Source organism: Micromonospora sp. NPDC004540, from assembly GCF_040610095.1.
In the GTDB taxonomy this organism is placed as follows: Bacteria; Actinomycetota; Actinomycetes; order Mycobacteriales; family Micromonosporaceae; genus Micromonospora.
Genome location: NZ_JBEXLR010000009.1, coordinates 92383 through 109026 on the forward strand (window position 1 = coordinate 92383; position 16644 = coordinate 109026).

The following is a 16644-nucleotide window of genomic DNA, read 5'->3' on the forward strand; positions in this document are numbered from 1 at the left end:
CGTCGTGTGCCACTGCTGGTCCTCCGCTGGTCGGCCGGCCTTTCCGGCGCGACACCACGCTGGTGGAGGCATCCGTCGCCGGGGCTACGCCGACGTGACGGCAAGGTGACCGAGAGGAGGCGGTTGAGTTGTGACCCGGGACACACGGGCACGCCGGTGGGGAGACCGGACGGGCTCCCCACCGGCGCGGGACGGATCAGCCCCGGGTGTCGCCCAGCCGTCGCCAGACCAGCGCGGTGAGCACCGCCAGCGCCGCCGCGGCCACCCAGAACGGCGCGAGGAGGCTGCCGGTCGCCCGGGCCAGGAGGCCGCCCGCGACCGTGCCCAGCGCCGCCCCGCCCAGGTCGGCCAGCGCGTAGACGCTGTTCACCCGGCCGCGCAGCCGGTCCGGCACGAGTCGCTGCCGAAGCGACACCACGAGCACGCCCCAGACCATGGCGTGCCCACCCCACACCGCCAGCGCCGCCCCGGCGACCAGCGGGTGCCGGGTGGTGGCCAGGACGACCTGGAGCCCGATCTCGATCAGCAACCCGGCCCGCAGCAGCGCGGGCGTGCCGAACCGGGACCGGAGCCGGGTGGCCAGCGCACTGCCGGCCAGGCCGCCCAGCGCCGAGGCGGTCAGCAGCAGGCCGTACCCGACCTCGGCCAGGCCGAGCCGCTGCCGGGCGTAGAGCACGAACGCGGCGAACGCGGCGCAGAACGCCACGTTCATGACGGCGATGCAGCCGGCCAGTGTGCGCAGCACGGGCACGGCCCAGAGCGCGCGTACCCCCTCCGCCACCTCGGCCCGCAGCGACCGGCGCGAAGGCGTCGGCGCGGGCGTCGGCGCGGGCGGCACGGGCCGCCAGCGCAGGAGGGCCAGCAGCAGCGCGGCCAGCCCGAAGGTGGCCGCGTCGAACCCGAACGGCAACGCCGCGGCCACCACGAAGAGGTAGGCCCCGAGCGGCTTGGCCAGGAACTGGTTGCCGATCACGAAGGTGGCGGAGAGCCGGCTGTTGGCCTGTTCGAGCCGATCGGCGGGCACCACCGAGGGCAGCAGCGCCCCGGCGGCGGTGTCGGCCAGGGTCTCGCCGACGCCGGTGAGGAAGAACGCGACGCAGACCAGCGGCACGGTGGCCAGCCCGGCGAGCACCGCCCCGGCCAGCGCGGCCAGCACGAGGGCCCGACCCAGGTTGACCGCGACGATCAGCCGGCGGCGGTCGAGCCGGTCCACGAGCGCCCCGCTGACCAGGGCGAGGAGCAGCCAGGGCAGTTGCGGGGCGAACGCCGCGGCGGCCACCGCCGCCGGATTCTGGGTGAGCGAGGCGACCAGCAGCGGCGCGGCCACCAGGGTGACGCCGTCGCCGAGGTTGGAGATCGCCGAGGCGGTCCAGAGCCGGCGGAAGTCGGGGCCGAGCCGGCCGGCCGGAAGGGTGGCCGTCATGCCGACCACCGGGCAAGGGTACGTGGTCCGGGCGCGACGCGGCGCCCGGACGGGTTGTCCGGAGACACGAGGAACTCCCTCGGAAGCGATGTGGTGGCGTGCGGGCACGCCGGGACGGGGGACCCGCGCGGGGCGGATCACCGGATCGCTTCGCGGCGAGGGTGGCGGTGTCAGGCCCGGAGGGGAACGCCGGGCAGGGTCGGGCGGCGGGAACCGCGCCGGTCAGGTCAGGACACCGGGCCGCCCAGCGGCGAAGCGGGAACCAGCACCGTGCCGAGTGGAGCAGTACTCATGATCGACCTCCCGTCCTCGAGTGCCACGCTAGGGCACCTGGGCGCCCACCGCGACCCCGGTTGGACAGCGGTCGGGTGGGTGGCCGAGAGTGGATCACCGTGAGGTACCTGCGCAGCGACGGCCGCGTCGCGATCCGCCGTCCCCGCCCCGCCGACGAGGCGGAGTTCGTCGCCGCCGCCCGGCGCAGCCACGACCTGCACCACCCGTGGCTCGCCGCCCCCGACGACGCCGAGCAGTACGCCGGATACCTGCGCAAGATCCGGGGGCGGGGCAGCTCCGGTTATCTGCTCTGCGACCGGGCCACCGGCGAGATCGCCGGGTACGCGAACATCAGCGGCATCGTCATGGGCGCGCTGCGCGGCGGCTACCTCGGCTACGCCGCGTTCCGGCCGTACGCCGGCACCGGGCACGCCTCGGCCGGGGTCCGGCTGGTGATCGAGCACGCGTTCACCGCGCTCGGGCTGCACCGGCTGGAGGCGAACATCCAGCCGGGCAACGAGCCGTCGAAGCGGCTCGCCCAGCGGCTCGGGTTCCGGCAGGAGGGCTTCTCGCCGGACTACCTGTTCATCGACGGCGCCTGGCGGGACCACGAGCGCTGGGCGATCACCGCGCCGGTACCGGGGCTGGGCTGACGGCGCGGTGGCGGCCGCCGAAACGGTCGACCGCCACCGGCGTCGTCGGACCTCAGCGCCCGGGCCCCCGGTCCTGCGGGCGCTGCCCGGTCAGGCGCTGCCGCTTCGCCTCCTTCTGCTCGACGCGCCGGCGCTGCCGGGGCGTGAGCTGCGGGCGGCCGCTCTGCTGCCGGTAGTGGGACACACGTCGGTCGGACGGCAGGATGCTCATCGCGGGCTCCCCTCGGTCGGGATTCGACTCTCGCGCTCCCACCACCGTGCGTCGCGGCCGGGTGAGGCGGCCCCACCCGGTCCGGGTGAGCGGGCGGTCAGCTGCCCGGCTTCGGGAAGGCCACCGGGCTGCGGTGCCCCGCCCGGTCCACCGCCCGGACGCCGAAGAACACGTTGTCCTTGGACAGGTCGATCGTCACCTCGGTGACGTCGCCGACCGGCAGCACCTTCTGCCACTCGGGGGCGGTGGTCTCCCGCCACACCACCTCGTAGCCGGCGAGGTCCGGTTCGGCGCCACGCTGCCAGCGCAGGGTGGTGTCGTTGGTCAGGTTGGTGGTCACGACGGTGACCCCCTTGGGGGTGCCGGGCGCCTGCGCGAGGGACCACAGCGTCGCGCCGTTCACCAGGGCCACCCGGGTGATGTAGTCGAAGTCGCAGAACTCCGGCAGGTCGCCGTACTGGACGCCGTCGACCACCCGGACGTCCTGGTGCTGGTGGGCGAAATCCTCGTTCGGCTCGGTGAACCGCCCGGCCGGCCAGCCCTCGCGCAGGAACGAGATGTGGTCGCTGCCGCGCAGGTAGCGGTCCCGCCGGTAGATCACCCGGACCCGCATCCCGGTCGCGCCGTTCTCCGCCACGTCGGACACGAAGCGGGCGAGCTGCCGGGACGGCGAGTCGTTCTCCCCGCCCACGGACTGCCGCACGCTGGCCTCGGCCGGGGTCTCCGCGGTCGGCACGCCCTCGGCGAAGAGCCGGACCGAGCGCGGGTCCCGGGTGCCGTCGTCGGCCGTGCTGCTGCCGACGATGTCGTTGCTGAACATGCCGTGGCAGTCAACGCCCGCCGCCTTCAACTGCCCGGCCAGGTACGTGGAGCCGTACAGGTTCTGCTCCTCGCCGGCGACGGCGGCGAACACGATGGTCGCCTCGGTTCGCCGGGTTGCCATCACACGGGCCAACTCCATGACCACCGCCACTCCAGAGGCGTCGTCGTCGGCGCCGGGGGCGTCGCTGACCGCGTCCATCACGTCGGTGCAGCGGGAGTCGTAGTGGCCGGTGATGACGTACACCCGGTTCGGCGCGGTGTCGCCGCGCAGGGTGGCCACCACGTTGGTGATGGTGGTGGGCGTCGGGATTCGGGAGGCCGGCGGCTGGACGTACGACTGGAGCTCGACGGTCATCCGGCCGCCGGAGGCGGCGGCGTAGCCGGCGAGCTGGGCGTGGATCCAGTCCCGGGCGGCGCCGATGCCGCGTACCGGATCGGTCTGGCTGGAGAGCGTGTGCCGGGTGCCGAACGCGGCGAGCCGGCGGACGGTGGCCTCGATCCGGTCCCGGTCGATCTCGCGCAGCAGCGCGGTCAGCTCGCGGTCCGGCGGCTGCGGCCGGACGGGGTGGCCGGGGCCGGGCGGCGTGACGGTGTCGGCGGCGGCCGGCGTGGCGGTCAGCGGCGCGGCGACGGTGGCGGCGGTGGCGGCGGCGGAGGCGGTCAGGAAGGTGCGCCGGGTGGACCTCGTGGGCCGACCCCCGGCGGTCTCGTGGGTTCCCATCAGGGCATCCTCGCCCGGCCGATGATATTTGTCTATATAGGCGGCCGCAGATGGGGGTTTTCACCCGGAGCGGGTGATGACGGCTCGGGCCGGTTCTTCCTACGGTGACGACATGGGCTCTCGTCCGACTCCTGCCGACCCGACGCCCGGTGTGTTCGCCCCGGCCCGCGAGAGCGGCGACCAACGGTCGATACCGCCCGAGCTGGGCACGGAATCCATCGCCGTCCTGAACGGCCCCACCTTCATGTACTCGGAGCCGTCCGGCGACGTGCCGCCCGGCAGCATCGGTGGTCTGGTACACCTGGACACGCGGCTGCTCAGCGGGTGGGTGCTCACGGTCAACGGCAGTCATCTGCTCGTGCTCCGCTCGCAGATCCTTCAGCCCTACTCGGCCCAGTTCGCGCTCGCCAGCCCGGAGCTGCCCGGCCTCCCGGCGAACGGCCTCGGCTTCCGGCGGCTGCGCTACATCGGCGATGGTTTCCACGAGCGGGTGGAACTGGTGTCCTACCAGCCCGAACCGGTCCGCATCGAGCTGCGGCTGGCGGCGGCCGCCGACTTCGCCGACCTCTTCGAGGTCAAGTCCGGGGTCCGGGACCGCTCCGCGCACATCACGCGCCGGCACACGCCCGACCAGCTCTGCTTCGCGTACGCGGCCGACGGCTTCTCCGCAGAGACCCGGGTCTGCTCCTCCCGGCCGGCGGACCGGGTCGAGGGCGACGAGCTGGTGTGGGAGCTGGAGCTGCACCAACGGGAGGAGTGGTTCGTCGATCTGGACGTGCCGCTGCCGCCGGGCCTGGGGGTGGTCGAGTCGGTCCGGGGCGACATCGCCGACGTGATCCACGAGCGGGTACCCGACCCGTTCCGCCACTGGATGGCGGAGCGGGCCCAGCTGCACAGCGACAGCCAGGCGCTGGAGCGGACCATGCTCCGGACCGGGCAGGACATCGCCGCGCTCCGGCTGGAGCTGGAGGTCAAGGGGCAGCGCATCATGCTGCCCGGCGCGGGACTGCCCTGGTTCCTCAGCGTGTTCGGCCGGGACACCCTGCTCACCGCGTACCACACACTGGTCGCCGGTCCGAGCTTGGCGCGCGGCGCGCTGCTCGCCCTGGCCCGGTTGCAGGGCGACTGTTGCGACGACTTCACCGACGAGGAACCGGGCAAGATCCTGCACGAGGTCCGCAGCGGGGAGCTGACCCGGACCGGGGTGAAGCCGTACGGCCCCTATTACGGCACCGCCGACGCCACCCAGCTCTGGCTGATCCTGCTGTCCGAGTACTGGCGGTGGACCCGGGACGACGACCTCGTGGCGAGCCTGCGGGACAACGCGATGGCCGCCCTCGACTGGATGGACCGCTACGGGGACCGGGACGGCGACGGCTACGTGGAGTACGCCACCCGCTCGCCGGAGGGACTCGGGAACCAGTGCTGGCGGGACTCGCCGAACGGCGTCGTCTTCCACGACGGCCGGATCCCGGTGCTGCCGATCGCCACCTGCGACCTGCAGGGCTACGGCTACGACGCGAAACTGCGGCTCGCCGAGCTCGCCGACGGCCCGCTGGACGATCCGCCCCTGGCCCGTCGGCTGCGGGCGGACGCCGCCCGACTGTACGACCGGTTCAACCGGGACTTCTGGATCGAGGAGCGCGGTGGCTTCTATGCCGTCGGCCTGGACGGCGACAAGAACCGGATCGACTCGAAGACGTCGAACCTGGGTCACCTGCTCTGGAGCGGCATCGTGCCACCGGAGCGGGCCGACCGGGTGGTCCGGCAGCTGATGTCGGAGGACCTCTTCTCCGGCTGGGGCATCCGGACCCTGTCCCGCGAGGACCGGCTGTTCAACTCGCTCGGCTACCACCACGGCACGGTGTGGCCGCACGACAACTCGCTCGCCGTCCTCGGGCTGGCCCGGTACGGGTACCGGGCCGAGGCGAACCGGATCAGCCTGGCGCTGATCGAGGTGGCGGAGCAGTTCGGCTACCGGCTGCCGGAGGCGCTGAGCGGGTACCCGCGCGAGCGGCTGCTCTTCGCCGTGCCGTACCCGACCGCCTGCAGCCCCCAGGCCTGGGCGAGCGCCACCCCGCTGGCTCTGGCTCGGGCGATGCTCAACCTCAACCCGGTCGACGGCCGGCTGGTCCTCGACCCGGACGTTCCGCCGGAGATCGGCCGGATCGCCGTCGACCGGTTGCGGGCCTTCGGGCAGTCCTGGGATCTCGAGGCCGTGGGCCGGAGGGGTTACGTCCGGCTTTCCGCGGACTGACTGGTCGGCCACGTTTGTCCCTGCCTGCGATGGGAACGGGGCCGCAATGACGAAACCTCGTGTGGTGATCGTGGGGGCCGGGTTCGCCGGATACCACGCGGCGAAGACGTTGAGCCGGCTGGCCGGCAAGCGGGCCGAGATCGTCCTGCTGAACACGACCGACTACTTCCTCTACCTGCCGCTGCTGCCCGAGATCGCCGCCGGGGTGGTCGAGCCCACCCGGATCTCCGTGCCCCTGGCCGGCACCCTCGACGGTGTCCGGGTGGTGATCGGCGAGGCGGACCGGGTCGACCTGCAGAACCGCTGGGTCGGCTACCGCTCCGCCGAGGGGGACCACGGCCAGCTCGCGTACGACCGGCTGGTGCTCTCCGTCGGCAGCGTCAACAAGCTGTTGCCGATCCCCGGGGTGACCGAGTACGCGCACGGCTTCCGCGGCCTGCCCGAGGCGCTCTACCTGCACGACCACGTGATCCGCCAGCTCGAGCTGGCCGAGCTGGCGGAGGACCCGGTCGAGCAGCGGTCCCGGACCACGTTCGTGGTGGTCGGCGCGGGCTACACCGGCACCGAGGTGGCCGCACACGGCCAGCTCTTCACCGACCGGATGATGGCCCAGCGGCCCCACCTCAAGGTGCGTCCCCGCTGGATGCTGCTGGACGTGGCCCCGCGCGTCCTGCCCGAGCTGGACCAGCGGCTGTCCGTCACCGCCGACCGGGTGCTGCGCCGGCGCGGCGTCGACGTGCGGATGGGCACCTCGGTCTCCGAGGCCACCCCGGACGGCGTGCTGCTCACCGATGGCGAGTACGTCCCGACGTGCAGCCTGGTCTGGTGCGTCGGGGTGCGCCCCGACCCCTTCGTGGCGGAGCTGGGGCTGCGCACCGAGAAGGGGCGCCTGGTGGTCGACGAGTACCTCAACGTCCCCGGCTACCCGGAGGTGTTCGCCTGCGGCGACGCGGCGGCCGTGCCCGACCCGACCCGCCCGGGCCAGATCTGCGCCATGACCGCCCAGCACGCGCAGCGGCAGGGCAAGCTCGCGGCGCACAACATCGCCGCCTCCTACGGGCAGGGCAACCGGAAGTCGTACAAGCACCGCGACCTGGGCTGGGTGGTCGACCTGGGCGGCAAGGAGGCGGCGGCCAACCCGCTGCACGTGCCGCTCGCCGGCCTGCCGGCCAAGGTGGTCACCCGCGGCTACCACCTGTATGCGATGCCGAGCAACCGGGCCCGGGTCGGCGCGGACTGGTTGCTCGACGCCACCCTGCCCCGGCCCGCCGTGCAGCTCGGCCTGGTCCCGGCGCACGCCGTGCCGCTGGAGAGCGAGTCGCCCGAGGTGGTACGCCGGCCCTGACCGGATCGGATCAACCGCCGGCCGGCGGCGGGTTCCCGTCCGCGGGAGCCCGGCCGCCGGCCGGACGCCGGACCGGCACGTCGGGGGCCGGGACGGGCAGCGCCTGGCGGCCGGTGCGGGCGAACTCGCGCAGCAGGACCTGCGCGATCCCGGCCACCGGGATGGCCAGGAGGGCGCCCACGAGTCCCGCCAGCTCGGCGGCGAGCAGCACGCTGACCAGCACGGTCAACGGGTTCAGCCGGACCGCGCGAGCCATGATGACCGGTTGCAGCAGGTGGTTCTCGACCTGCTGGTAGACCACGAAGAAGACCAGCACCACGACGCCGGCGGTGGGGGAGTGCACGAACCCGGCGCCGGCCGCGACGATCGCCCCGAGGGTGGCTCCGACCAGCGGGATCAGGTCGGCGAGCGCGACCACCAGGGCGATCACCCCGGCGAACGGGACGCCGAGCAGGAAGAGCACGCCGAAGGTCAGGCCGCCACAGAGCACACTGATCAGCAGGTTGCCGCTGAGATAGCCGGTGATGATCCGGGAGGAGTCCTGGCCGATGCGCCGCAGCCGCTCCGCCGCGCCGTCGCCGACCAGCTTGAGCGTGCCGGAGATGATCTTCGGGGCCTCCAGCACCATCAGGTAGGCCAGCACCACCACGGTGACCACCGCGGCGACGATCTGGAGCACGCCACGGAGCACCCCGACCGCCGGCTCGCCGAGCCGGGAGCCGTAGCGCTGGATCTGCTCGGCGTGGGTGTCGGCGTACCGGCGCAGGTGGAATCGGTTCAACGCCTCGCCGACCGGTCCCCGCCCGGCCCGGGCCTCGCGGATCAGGTCCGGGGCCCGGTCGGCGAACCGGCCCAGCTCGTCGACCAGCGGCAGCACGATCATCGCGCCGAGCGCGGCCAGCACCACGAAGGTGGCCAGGAAGACCAGCAGGGTGGCCAGGGCCCGGCGCCGGACCAGCCGCCGCTCCACCCGGTCGACCAGAGGTTTCAGGGCCACCGCGAAGAACGCCGCGACCAGGCCCCAGACCAGCACCCGCCGGGTCGCCCAGAGCAGCGCCAGCCCGATCAGCGTGGCGAGCACCAGACCGATCACGATCAGCGCCCGGCGGGCGGTGGATCGGTCGTCGGCGTTGCTCATCCGGCGCGGCTACCCGCCGGGCACCGGCGGAAACCCCGGCCGGTCAGCCCTCGGGCAGGGTGGCGTCGGTGGCCGGCAGCGTGCCGGCGACGAACGCGTCGAGCGTCGCCCCGTGCAGCACCCCGCCGGGCACCGGGTCGCCGGCGGCGCGGGCGACGAGCCGGCGTACCGGTAGCCGGTCGGGGCGGATCGCGGCGGCGAGCACCAGGTTGCCGTAGCGGCGGCCGCGCAGCATCCGCCGGTCGGCGACCAGGCAGACGTCGGCGAAGACCGCGCGCAGTGTGGCCACCTGGGTGCGGGTGTGCACCAGCGGCGGCAGGTCGGTGACGTTGACGAGGAGGATTCCGTCCGGGCGGAGCACCCGGGCCACCTCGGCGGCGAACTCCACGCTGGTCACGTGCCGGGGCATCCGGGCCGCCCGGTAGACGTCGGCCAGCACGAGGTCGTACGCCCCGGCCGGTGCGGCGGCGACCGCGTCCCGGGCGTCGCCGATCGCCACGACCACCTCGGGCGGCACCGGCGGCAGCTCGCGGCGGACCAGGTCGACCACCGCCGGGTCCCGCTCGATCACCCGCTGCGGGGAGCCGGGGCGGGTGGCGGCCAGCCAGCGGGGCAGGGTGAGCGCTCCGCCGCCCAGGTGCAGCGCGGCCAGCGGCCGGCCCGGCGGGGCGGCCAGGTCGACCACGGCGGCCATCCGCCGCACGTACTCGAAATGCAGGTGGCGCGGGTTCGCGACGTCGACGTAGGACTGTTCGACCCCGGCGGCGAGCAGCGTCCGGCCGCTGGGCCGGGCCCGGTCCACGACGATCTCCAGGGCCTCGGCGTCGCTCTCCACGGCGGGCAACGGTACCCGGGCGACGGCGGGCCGGCGGGGGATGCCCGCCGGCCCGGCCGCCCACCGGCTCAGCCGGCGTTCATTCCGGCGCCGGCCTCGTCGATGGCGTCGTCGATCCGCCCGGCCAGATCCACGTCCAGTGCCGTCACCCCGTCGACCTGCTGGGTCCGGACGGTGAGCACAGCGCTGTCCTGGTCCGGCCGGCCGATCTGCGGAGCCCGACCCGTCTCGACCCGGAGCAGGTCGAGCCGGTCGAGCACCCGGTCCAGGTTGCCCGCCGGCAGCTCGATGGTGCGCACGAGCGACTGCCGGTCGCTGGACCAGTACGGCAGGCGGGCCAGCGCGGCACGCAGCTCCTGCTCGTTGAGCGGCGCGGTGGCGGACGTGGGACCCACCAGGCCGCCGCCGGGCTCCGGCGGCGCGAGCAGGTCCCGCAACCCGTCCGGTACGCGCAGCGACTCGACCAGTTCGCCGTCCGCGTCGGCCAGCGCGGCGAGGGTCGCCTCGGCCTGGTAGCGCGCCTGCTCCGGGGTGAGTCGGCTGCGCCGGCCCACCTCGGCCAGGAAGCCGGGCAGATCCTGCCGCCGCTCGATGCCGTCCACCGGCACCACGTCGTGCAGCTTCACCGGCACGGCCTCGAGCAGCCGCTGCCGCTCGGCGTCGTCGAGCGCCCGGGCCAGCGCGAGCACGGTCGCCTCGGCCGCGACCTTGGCGGTGAAGAAGTCCACCCCGGCCCGCCGGCTCACGTCGTCGACGAGATCCCGGTAGCCCAGCGTGGTCACCCGGGCCGGCTGCTCGTCGGGCAGCGGGCGTGGGCGTTCCGCCACGGCCGCCGGTGGCGGCGCGGGACCGCCGCGCGTGGTGTCCGGCTTGTGCCGCCCGGCGGGCGCCGGGCCGGACCGTTCGCGCTGGTCCAGCGAGGTGATCTGCTTGGACGCGCTCAGGCTGGCGCCGGTCTGGCTGGGCCGCCGACCGCGTTCCCGGGCGTCCCGGGCCAGGGCCCGGCGGCGCTGGTTGTCGCCCTCCATCTGCTTGCGCATCGTCGCACCTCGTTCCTGGTCGGTTGCGCTTGCGCCGGTCGCCTTCCCGGCGCTGCTGGGAAGGAAACGGGCGGCGCCGGGCCGGACAGCTTCACTCGCTGCGGGTGAGGACCGGTCACCCGGCGGGGCCGCACGATCGGGGTGGACCGGAAGAACTTCCGACGCACGCGGAAGGGCAGGTCGTCGTGAAACGGATCGTGGAGATCGTCCCCGCCCGGCCCGGCTGGTACGCACGGTGGCAGGTGGACCAGGAGGGCACCCGCTGCTATCCGGTGACCCTCTGGGCGCTGCTGGAGGAGAGCGACGGCAGCGGACGCGAGGTCGTCGGAGTCGACTGTGTGGGGCAGTGGCCGGGAGCGGACGACAACGAGGTGGGTGGGGATTTCGTCCGTTACCTGTTCCAGACGCCCGATTCCGGTGCGCCGGAGGACGCGGCCTCGCCCACGGTGGGGGAGCTGCGCGAGTCCGGCCCGCGCCTGCAACCCGCCCCGGCCGCCTGAGCCACCCTCCCCGGCCCCCGGCCCCTGGTCCCAGGGTCGGGGGCCATCCCCCGTTCCCGGGCGGCGGTCAGCCGACCTCGCGGGCCTCGCCGGTCTCCGCGGGCGGGACGGCCAGCAGTTCGGCCAGCCCGGTGCGGTCCAGCAGCTGCCGCACCTGCGGGTTGACCCGGGCCAGCCGTACCGGGCCGGCGCCGGCCCGGTGGACGACCAGCAGCGCGCTGAGGCCGGAGGAGTCGCAGAGCGCCACCCCGGCGAAGTCGAGCAGCAGCTCCTGGTAGCCGTCGCGGCGCAGCTCGGCGGCGGCGGCGACGAGGTCCGGCGCGGTGTCGAAGTCCAGCTCGCCGGTCAGCCGAAGGCAGGCCCGCCCGGCGTCGAGCCGGTCGACCTCGATGGTCAACAGCTGCGAGGGCATGCGGCCATGTTCCCAGCTCGGGCCGAATCGGAAAACCCCGGGGTGCTCAGGCAAAGGCGGACGAGTCCGTCGCGGGCCGCTCGGACCGGCCGTCGGGCCGCGGCCGGGACAGCAGGCCGGTGACCCCGGTCATGTCGAGGATGGTCGTCAGGAAGCGGGGCGTCTCCCGGAGCTGGATCGCGGTGCCGCCCTGCTGCCCCTCCCGCCAGGCGTGCACGATCACCGACAGGCCGGTGCTGTCGATGAAGAGCAGGTCCTGGAAGTCCAGCACGAGCGTTCCGGGGCTCTCGGCCAGCAGCCGGTCGACCTCGGTGCGCAGCGGGGCGGCCGTGGTGAAGGCCAGGTCACCGCCGACCCTGATGGCCGGGGCCGTGGGGTCGGACCGGTCCACGGAGATGGTCAGGGGCGTCGCCTCGGGCGTACTCCGTTGGGGTGCCACCATCACGCCTTTCCGCGGCTGCCGGTCGGGCCGGGTCGTTCCGGATCGTAACAACCCCGGAACCGGCCCGCCGGGTGGCGCGTCCGCAGGCCAGGGCGCGGGCCGTGGGGTGGCGGTCCCGGCACACCGGCGTAGGGTGGGCCGAAGAGATTTGACCATACGCGCCGTTTCGGGTGGACCGCGGGTATCGACGAGGAGTGGGGCTCAGCTGGTGACTGCTGCCGACGTCAGGGGTGCTGACCCGGGCGACGGACGGATCTCCACGCCGGGCATCAGACGGGCTGGGTCGCGGTCCGCCGCCGCGCCGGCCCTGCCGCCCCTGGCCCCGGACCGCGGTGTGCCCACCCCCGACTGGTCGGAGGTGGTGGAGCACTTCCGCGAGGGGCTCATCGTCTGCGACGCCGACGGTGTGGTGCGGCACCTCAGCCCGGTCGCCGAGCGGCTGGTCCCCGAGGTGGTCCCCGGCGAGGTGCTCGCCGCGGCCGGCGTGCCCGCGCTGCTCGGCGACGACCCGGGCGAGTTCACCCATCACGGGCGGCGGCTGCGGCTGCGGCGCGTCCCGCTCTCCGCCGCTCGCCGCTGCTGCTACGTCGAGGACGTCACCGAGAGCGTGAGCCGGGCGGACGCGCTGCTCGCCGAGCGGGCCCGCTCGGCGTTCCTGGCCGTGGTCGGCGAGAAGCTCGGCAACCCGCTGCACCCCGACCGGGCCGCCGGCGCCGTGGTCCGACTGGCCGTGCCGACCGTGGCCGACGTGGCCGTGCTGGTGCTGGCCCCGCGCTCCGGCCGGGCCCGCTGGTGGCGGGCGGTGCGCGCGGACGACGAGGCGCCCGCCGTGGACAGCGGCGTGCTCGCCGCCACGGCGCTGCCGCCGGCGATCGAGGAGGGCCTCGGCGGCAGCGAGCCGCACGCCCTCGACTGGCTGGTCGAGCAGGCCGTCGAGGCCGGCTGGCTGCCCGGTCTCGACGCGGCCGGCGCCACCGCGCGGGTGGTGCCGCTGCCCGGCCGGGAGACCCCGGCGGGCGTGCTGCTGGTCGCCCGTCGAGCCGGCCGTTGGTACGACGAGGCGGACCTCGACCTGATCCGCGCCTTCGCGGCCCGGGCCGGCGCCGCCCTGACCACGGCCGTGCTCTACCGCGACCAGGCGGAGGTCGCCGACACCCTCCAGGCCAGCCTGCTGCCCGTGGAGCCGGCCGCGGCCACCGGTGTGCAGTGGGGCACGGCCTACCGGCCGGCGCAGGCCGGGCTGCGGATCGGCGGCGACTTCTACGGCTCCCACCGGCTCGTCGACGGCGGTTCGGTCTTCTTCCTGGGCGACGTCTCCGGCAAGGGCGTCGAGGCGGCCGTGTTCACCGGCCAGCTCCGCCAGTGCCTGCACGCGCTGCACCGGGTGGAGTCCCAGCCGGGTCGGCTGCTGAAGCTGCTCAACGACGCGCTGCTGGAGACCACCCAGGCGCACGGGCAGGGCCGGTTCGCCACCATGGTGCTGGGCGTGGTGCGCCCGCACCGCGACGGCAGCCTCACCCTGACCATGGCCGGCGGCGGTCACCTCCCGCCGCTGGTGCTGCGGGCCTCCGGCGAGGTCGAGGTGGTGCCGCTGAGCGGGATGCTGATCGGCGTGGTGCCGGATCCCCGGATCGGCGAGGTTACGGTGCACCTGGCGCCGGGCGAGACCTGCCTGCTCTACAGCGACGGGGTGACCGAGGCGCGCGGCGGCCGGCGGGGCGACGAACAGTTCGGCGCCGAGCGGCTGCTGCACGCGGTGACCGGCTGCCACCGGATGCCCGCCCCGGCGCTGGCCGAGCGGGTCGAACAGGTGACCTGCGACTGGCTCGGCCACGGCGACCACGACGACATCGCGGTGCTGGCGTTGCGGGCCACCGGCCCGGGCCGCCCGGGCCGCCACCTGCACGCGGTGCCCGGCCCGGCCGGCGCCGACCGACCGAGGGAGACCGGGGCGTGACCGCGACGAGCATCGAGGCCGACCCGGCCCGCGCCTTCCCCGGCTACCTGGAGTGCCTGGCCGAGGCCGACGAGCACGCCGCCGTCGAGGTGGCCCTCGAGCTGCTGGAGTCCGGCGTGCCGGCCGAGCGGGTGCTGCTGGACCTGGTCGCCCCGGCGCAGGCCGAGGTGGGGGAGCGGTGGGCGCGCGACGAGTGGAGCGTGGTGCAGGAGCACGCCGCCACCCACATCAGCGAGCGGGTGGTGGCCGCCGTCGCCGCGTACGCGAATCCCCGCCCGACCCGGGGCCGGATCGTGGTCGCCTGCATGGACGGCGAGTGGCACGCGCTGCCGGCCCGGCTGGTGGCCGAGGTGCTGCGGCTGCGCGGCTGGCAGGTCACCTTCCTCGGGGCCAGTGTGCCCGCCGCGCACCTGGTGTCCTACCTGCACCGCTACGACGCGCACGCGGTGGCCCTGGCCTGCGCGCTGCCGATGCGGCTGCCGCACGCGCACCGGATGATCGAGGCGTGCCGCCGCTCCGACGTGCCGGTGGTGGTGGGCGGGCGCGGGTTCGGCGCCGACGGCCGCTGGGCCCGGGTGCTCGGCGTGCCCTGGGCGCCGGACGCGCCGGCCGCGGCCGACCTGCTCGCCGACGAGCGGTCGCTGCGCGTGGCCCCGCCGGCCCGGCTCGACCACCTCGCCGACGACGAGTACGCGAGCCTGGTCAAGCGGCGCGGTGAGCTGATCGACAGCGCCCTGGCCGACCTGCGGGAGCGGGTGCCGGGGGTGCGTGACTACACCCCGGCACAGCTCGACTCGACGGTCAGCGACCTCGGCTACATCATCGACTTCCTCGCCGCCGCCCTCTACGTCGACGACGACACCCTCTTCACCGAGTTCGTCGAGTGGTTGGTGGCGATCCTGGTCAGCCGCCGGGTCCCGGCGAGCGCGGTCGGGCTCACCCTCGACCACTATGGACTGCGGCTGCGTGATTTTCCCCGGGCCGGGCGGTTCCTCGACCGGGCCCGCGCGCTGGTCGGGAGGCTGTCGGCCGCGCCGGGACGCTGACCGCCAGGGTGCGGGCGCGGCGGGGAGACCTGCGTATACTTGCCGCACTGCAAGGGCCGGCCTGCGGTGGGAGCGAGAGGGGCCACGGTGACGTTCACCGTCACGTACGGCCAGCGGGACGGCGGGCCAGCCCGCCTCCGGCTCGCGGGTGAGCTCGACCTGAGCACTGCGCCGGAGCTCAACGCCGTCATCGACCGGCTGGCCGCCGAGGGGCACCGCGAGTTGCTGCTGGACCTCGCCGAGCTGACCTTCTGCGACTCGACCGGCATCGCCGCGTTCGTCCGCGGCGACAACCTCGCCGCCGCCGCGGGCGGCTGGTTGCGGGTCACCGGGGCGACCGGGCGGGTGGCCCGGGTGCTTCAGGTGACCGGGCTGGCCGATGTGCTGCGCCACGAGGCCGACCGGGCCGACCCGGCCACGCCGGCCGCCTCCTGATCGGTTAGATTTCCCCGCCAGCAGTCGACCTCGGCGTCGGCGCTCCACCTCCGAGACGAAGCAGGTAGTCCCATGGGTCATGGCACCCCGAGCCCCGTTCGTATCCTGGTGGTGGACGACGACCCGGGTGACGTCCTGATGATCGAGGAGGCGCTCGAGGACTCGGACGTCGAGAAGATCATCGACGTGGTCAACGACGGCCAGGAGGCGATGGAGTTCCTCCGCCGCGAGGGCCGGCACACCGAGGCCCGGCGGCCCGACGTCATCCTGCTCGACCTGAACATGCCGCGGATGGACGGGCGTCAGGTGCTCGGCGAGGTCAAGCAGGACGAGAGCCTGCGCACCATCCCGATCGTCGTGCTGACCACCTCCAACGCCGACACCGACATCCTCGGCAGCTACACCCTCCAGGCCAACGCGTACGTGACGAAGCCGATCGACCTGGACGACTTCAACGACGTGGTGCGCCGCATCGACGAGTTTTTCGGCCGCGTGGTCGTGCTTCCCAAGCACCCCTGACCGGTTTCGTCCGGGCGTCCGGATGCTGAACATTTTGCGGGAACCGCCGCGAGCGTGGCCGCCGCCCAGGATCGTCAGGTGGGGAAGTGACACCAGCTGCCTGGGGGGCGACACGCATGAGGTTCTCCGTGGTTGAGACCGGCTACGACCAGCGGCAGGTGGACTCCTGCCTGGACGAGCTGGGCATCCGGTTGGTCCGGCTCGCGGCCCGCGCGGAAAGCGCCGCCGGCGCCGGCCGGGAGTGGGACCAGATCCGGGAGGACGCGGCGCACCTCTGCGACTTCCTGCGCCGCCGGACCGCCGTCGTGGACGGCGAGGCGGCCGCCGGGACGGCCGCCGAGCGGGAGGCCGCCGCGCTGCTGGCCCAGGCCCGCGGCGAACTGGAGGCGGCCCGCGAGGAGGCCCGCCAGGTGCGCGAGCAGGCGTACGCCGAGGCGGTCCGGGCGCGCCGCGACTTCGAGGCGGCGCTGCTGGCCCGCCGTGGGCGGGAGGCCCGCGTCGACGAGATCCTGGCCGGGGTCCGAGGCGCTGCTGGCCGACTTCCGGCGGGACGTGGCGAACGGGACGCTGCCGCAGGTGTCCTGGATCGTCGCGCCGGAGGCCTACAGCGAGCAC

The 16644-nt window shown here is 74.5% G+C and carries 17 protein-coding genes and 1 pseudogene; 10 read left to right on the forward strand and 8 right to left on the reverse strand.

Going from position 1 to position 16644, the window contains the following annotated elements; translation table 11 throughout:
* Positions 1-196: 196 nt before the first annotated feature.
* Positions 197-1423, reverse strand: coding sequence for an MFS transporter (locus ABZV78_RS05325; protein ID WP_355635546.1), 1227 nt, complete (start codon positions 1421-1423; stop codon positions 197-199).
* Positions 1424-1815: 392 nt separating this feature from the next.
* On the opposite strand from ABZV78_RS05325, the gene ABZV78_RS05330 reads away from it, so the two are divergent.
* The gene (locus tag ABZV78_RS05330; protein ID WP_355635525.1) at positions 1816-2349 is read left to right on the forward strand and encodes a GNAT family protein; all 534 of its coding nucleotides are present in this window, start codon (positions 1816-1818) and stop codon (positions 2347-2349) included.
* Between the two features lie 52 nt (positions 2350-2401).
* Here the strand turns inward: ABZV78_RS05330 and ABZV78_RS05335 are convergent, their stop codons facing one another.
* Positions 2402-2560 carry a hypothetical protein gene (locus ABZV78_RS05335; RefSeq protein WP_355635526.1) on the reverse strand — a complete coding sequence of 53 codons (159 nt, stop codon included), beginning with the start codon at positions 2558-2560 and terminating at the stop codon, positions 2402-2404.
* A gap of 97 nt (positions 2561-2657) precedes the next feature.
* Positions 2658-4103, reverse strand: a complete 1446-nt coding sequence (locus ABZV78_RS05340) for a M20/M25/M40 family metallo-hydrolase (protein ID WP_355635527.1) — start codon at positions 4101-4103, stop codon at positions 2658-2660.
* A gap of 112 nt (positions 4104-4215) precedes the next feature.
* Between ABZV78_RS05340 and ABZV78_RS05345 the strand changes: the two genes are divergently transcribed.
* Both ABZV78_RS05345 and ABZV78_RS05350 read left to right on the forward strand, forming a co-directional pair.
* Positions 4216-6360, forward strand: a complete 2145-nt coding sequence (locus tag ABZV78_RS05345; RefSeq protein ID WP_355635528.1) for a glycogen debranching N-terminal domain-containing protein — start codon at positions 4216-4218, stop codon at positions 6358-6360.
* A gap of 46 nt (positions 6361-6406) precedes the next feature.
* Positions 6407-7705, forward strand: a complete 1299-nt coding sequence (locus ABZV78_RS05350; RefSeq protein ID WP_355635529.1) for an NAD(P)/FAD-dependent oxidoreductase — start codon at positions 6407-6409, stop codon at positions 7703-7705.
* Between the two features lie 10 nt (positions 7706-7715).
* Here ABZV78_RS05350 and ABZV78_RS05355 read toward each other — a convergent pair whose 3' ends face one another.
* The 3 genes from ABZV78_RS05355 to ABZV78_RS05365 all read right to left on the reverse strand — a co-directional run bounded on the left by ABZV78_RS05355 (position 7716) and on the right by ABZV78_RS05365 (position 10718).
* Positions 7716-8843, reverse strand: a complete 1128-nt coding sequence (locus ABZV78_RS05355) for an AI-2E family transporter (protein ID WP_355635530.1) — start codon at positions 8841-8843, stop codon at positions 7716-7718.
* Between the two features lie 43 nt (positions 8844-8886).
* Complete coding sequence (locus ABZV78_RS05360; RefSeq protein ID WP_355635531.1) at positions 8887-9678, reverse strand: fused MFS/spermidine synthase; 792 nt, start codon at positions 9676-9678, stop codon at positions 8887-8889.
* Positions 9679-9746: 68 nt separating this feature from the next.
* A complete protein-coding gene (locus tag ABZV78_RS05365) occupies positions 9747-10718 on the reverse strand; it encodes a DUF2267 domain-containing protein (RefSeq protein ID WP_355635532.1) in 972 nt (323 codons plus the stop codon).
* Positions 10719-10903: 185 nt separating this feature from the next.
* On the opposite strand from ABZV78_RS05365, the gene ABZV78_RS05370 reads away from it, so the two are divergent.
* Positions 10904-11218 (forward strand): hypothetical protein, encoded by a 315-nt coding sequence (locus ABZV78_RS05370; RefSeq protein ID WP_355635533.1) that lies wholly within the window; start codon positions 10904-10906, stop codon positions 11216-11218.
* A 67-nt stretch (positions 11219-11285) separates the two neighbouring features.
* Here the strand turns inward: ABZV78_RS05370 and ABZV78_RS05375 are convergent, their stop codons facing one another.
* Both ABZV78_RS05375 and ABZV78_RS05380 read right to left on the reverse strand, forming a co-directional pair.
* On the reverse strand, positions 11286-11630 hold the full coding sequence (locus tag ABZV78_RS05375; RefSeq protein ID WP_355635534.1) for an STAS domain-containing protein: 345 nt from the start codon (positions 11628-11630) through the stop codon (positions 11286-11288).
* Positions 11631-11676: 46 nt separating this feature from the next.
* A complete protein-coding gene (locus ABZV78_RS05380) occupies positions 11677-12072 on the reverse strand; it encodes an STAS domain-containing protein (protein WP_355635535.1) in 396 nt (131 codons plus the stop codon).
* Between the two features lie 208 nt (positions 12073-12280).
* Between ABZV78_RS05380 and ABZV78_RS05385 the strand changes: the two genes are divergently transcribed.
* The 6 genes and pseudogenes from ABZV78_RS05385 to ABZV78_RS05410 all read left to right on the forward strand — a co-directional run.
* Positions 12281-14029, forward strand: a complete 1749-nt coding sequence (locus ABZV78_RS05385) for a PP2C family protein-serine/threonine phosphatase (RefSeq protein WP_355635536.1) — start codon at positions 12281-12283, stop codon at positions 14027-14029.
* Positions 14026-15075 carry a cobalamin B12-binding domain-containing protein gene (locus tag ABZV78_RS05390; RefSeq protein ID WP_355635537.1) on the forward strand — a complete coding sequence of 350 codons (1050 nt, stop codon included), beginning with the start codon at positions 14026-14028 and terminating at the stop codon, positions 15073-15075. Before ABZV78_RS05385 ends, ABZV78_RS05390 begins: the two co-directional genes overlap by 4 nt.
* A gap of 87 nt (positions 15076-15162) precedes the next feature.
* A complete protein-coding gene (locus ABZV78_RS05395; protein WP_355635538.1) occupies positions 15163-15510 on the forward strand; it encodes an STAS domain-containing protein in 348 nt (115 codons plus the stop codon).
* Between the two features lie 72 nt (positions 15511-15582).
* Positions 15583-16029, forward strand: a complete 447-nt coding sequence (locus ABZV78_RS05400; protein ID WP_355635539.1) for a response regulator — start codon at positions 15583-15585, stop codon at positions 16027-16029.
* 116 nt (positions 16030-16145) lie between these two features.
* A pseudogene (locus tag ABZV78_RS05405) lies at positions 16146-16556 on the forward strand (ATPase); the annotation flags it as partial.
* Positions 16557-16581: 25 nt separating this feature from the next.
* A partial coding sequence (locus tag ABZV78_RS05410) for a hypothetical protein (RefSeq protein WP_355635547.1) occupies positions 16582-16644 on the forward strand: 63 nt, incomplete at its 3' end.

Coding starts and splice junctions, on each gene's coding strand:
- ABZV78_RS05355 (WP_355635530.1), bottom strand. CDS start 8,843: ATGAGCAACGCCGACGACCGATCCACCGCCCGCCGGGCGCTGATCGTG.
- ABZV78_RS05400 (WP_355635539.1), top strand. CDS start 15,583: ATGGGTCATGGCACCCCGAGCCCCGTTCGTATCCTGGTGGTGGACGAC.
- ABZV78_RS05365 (WP_355635532.1), bottom strand. CDS start 10,718: ATGCGCAAGCAGATGGAGGGCGACAACCAGCGCCGCCGGGCCCTGGCC.
- ABZV78_RS05375 (WP_355635534.1), bottom strand. CDS start 11,630: ATGCCCTCGCAGCTGTTGACCATCGAGGTCGACCGGCTCGACGCCGGG.
- ABZV78_RS05345 (WP_355635528.1), top strand. CDS start 4,216: ATGGGCTCTCGTCCGACTCCTGCCGACCCGACGCCCGGTGTGTTCGCC.
- ABZV78_RS05350 (WP_355635529.1), top strand. CDS start 6,407: ATGACGAAACCTCGTGTGGTGATCGTGGGGGCCGGGTTCGCCGGATAC.
- ABZV78_RS05380 (WP_355635535.1), bottom strand. CDS start 12,072: ATGGTGGCACCCCAACGGAGTACGCCCGAGGCGACGCCCCTGACCATC.
- ABZV78_RS05335 (WP_355635526.1), bottom strand. CDS start 2,560: ATGAGCATCCTGCCGTCCGACCGACGTGTGTCCCACTACCGGCAGCAG.
- ABZV78_RS05325 (WP_355635546.1), bottom strand. CDS start 1,423: ATGACGGCCACCCTTCCGGCCGGCCGGCTCGGCCCCGACTTCCGCCGG.
- ABZV78_RS05340 (WP_355635527.1), bottom strand. CDS start 4,103: ATGGGAACCCACGAGACCGCCGGGGGTCGGCCCACGAGGTCCACCCGG.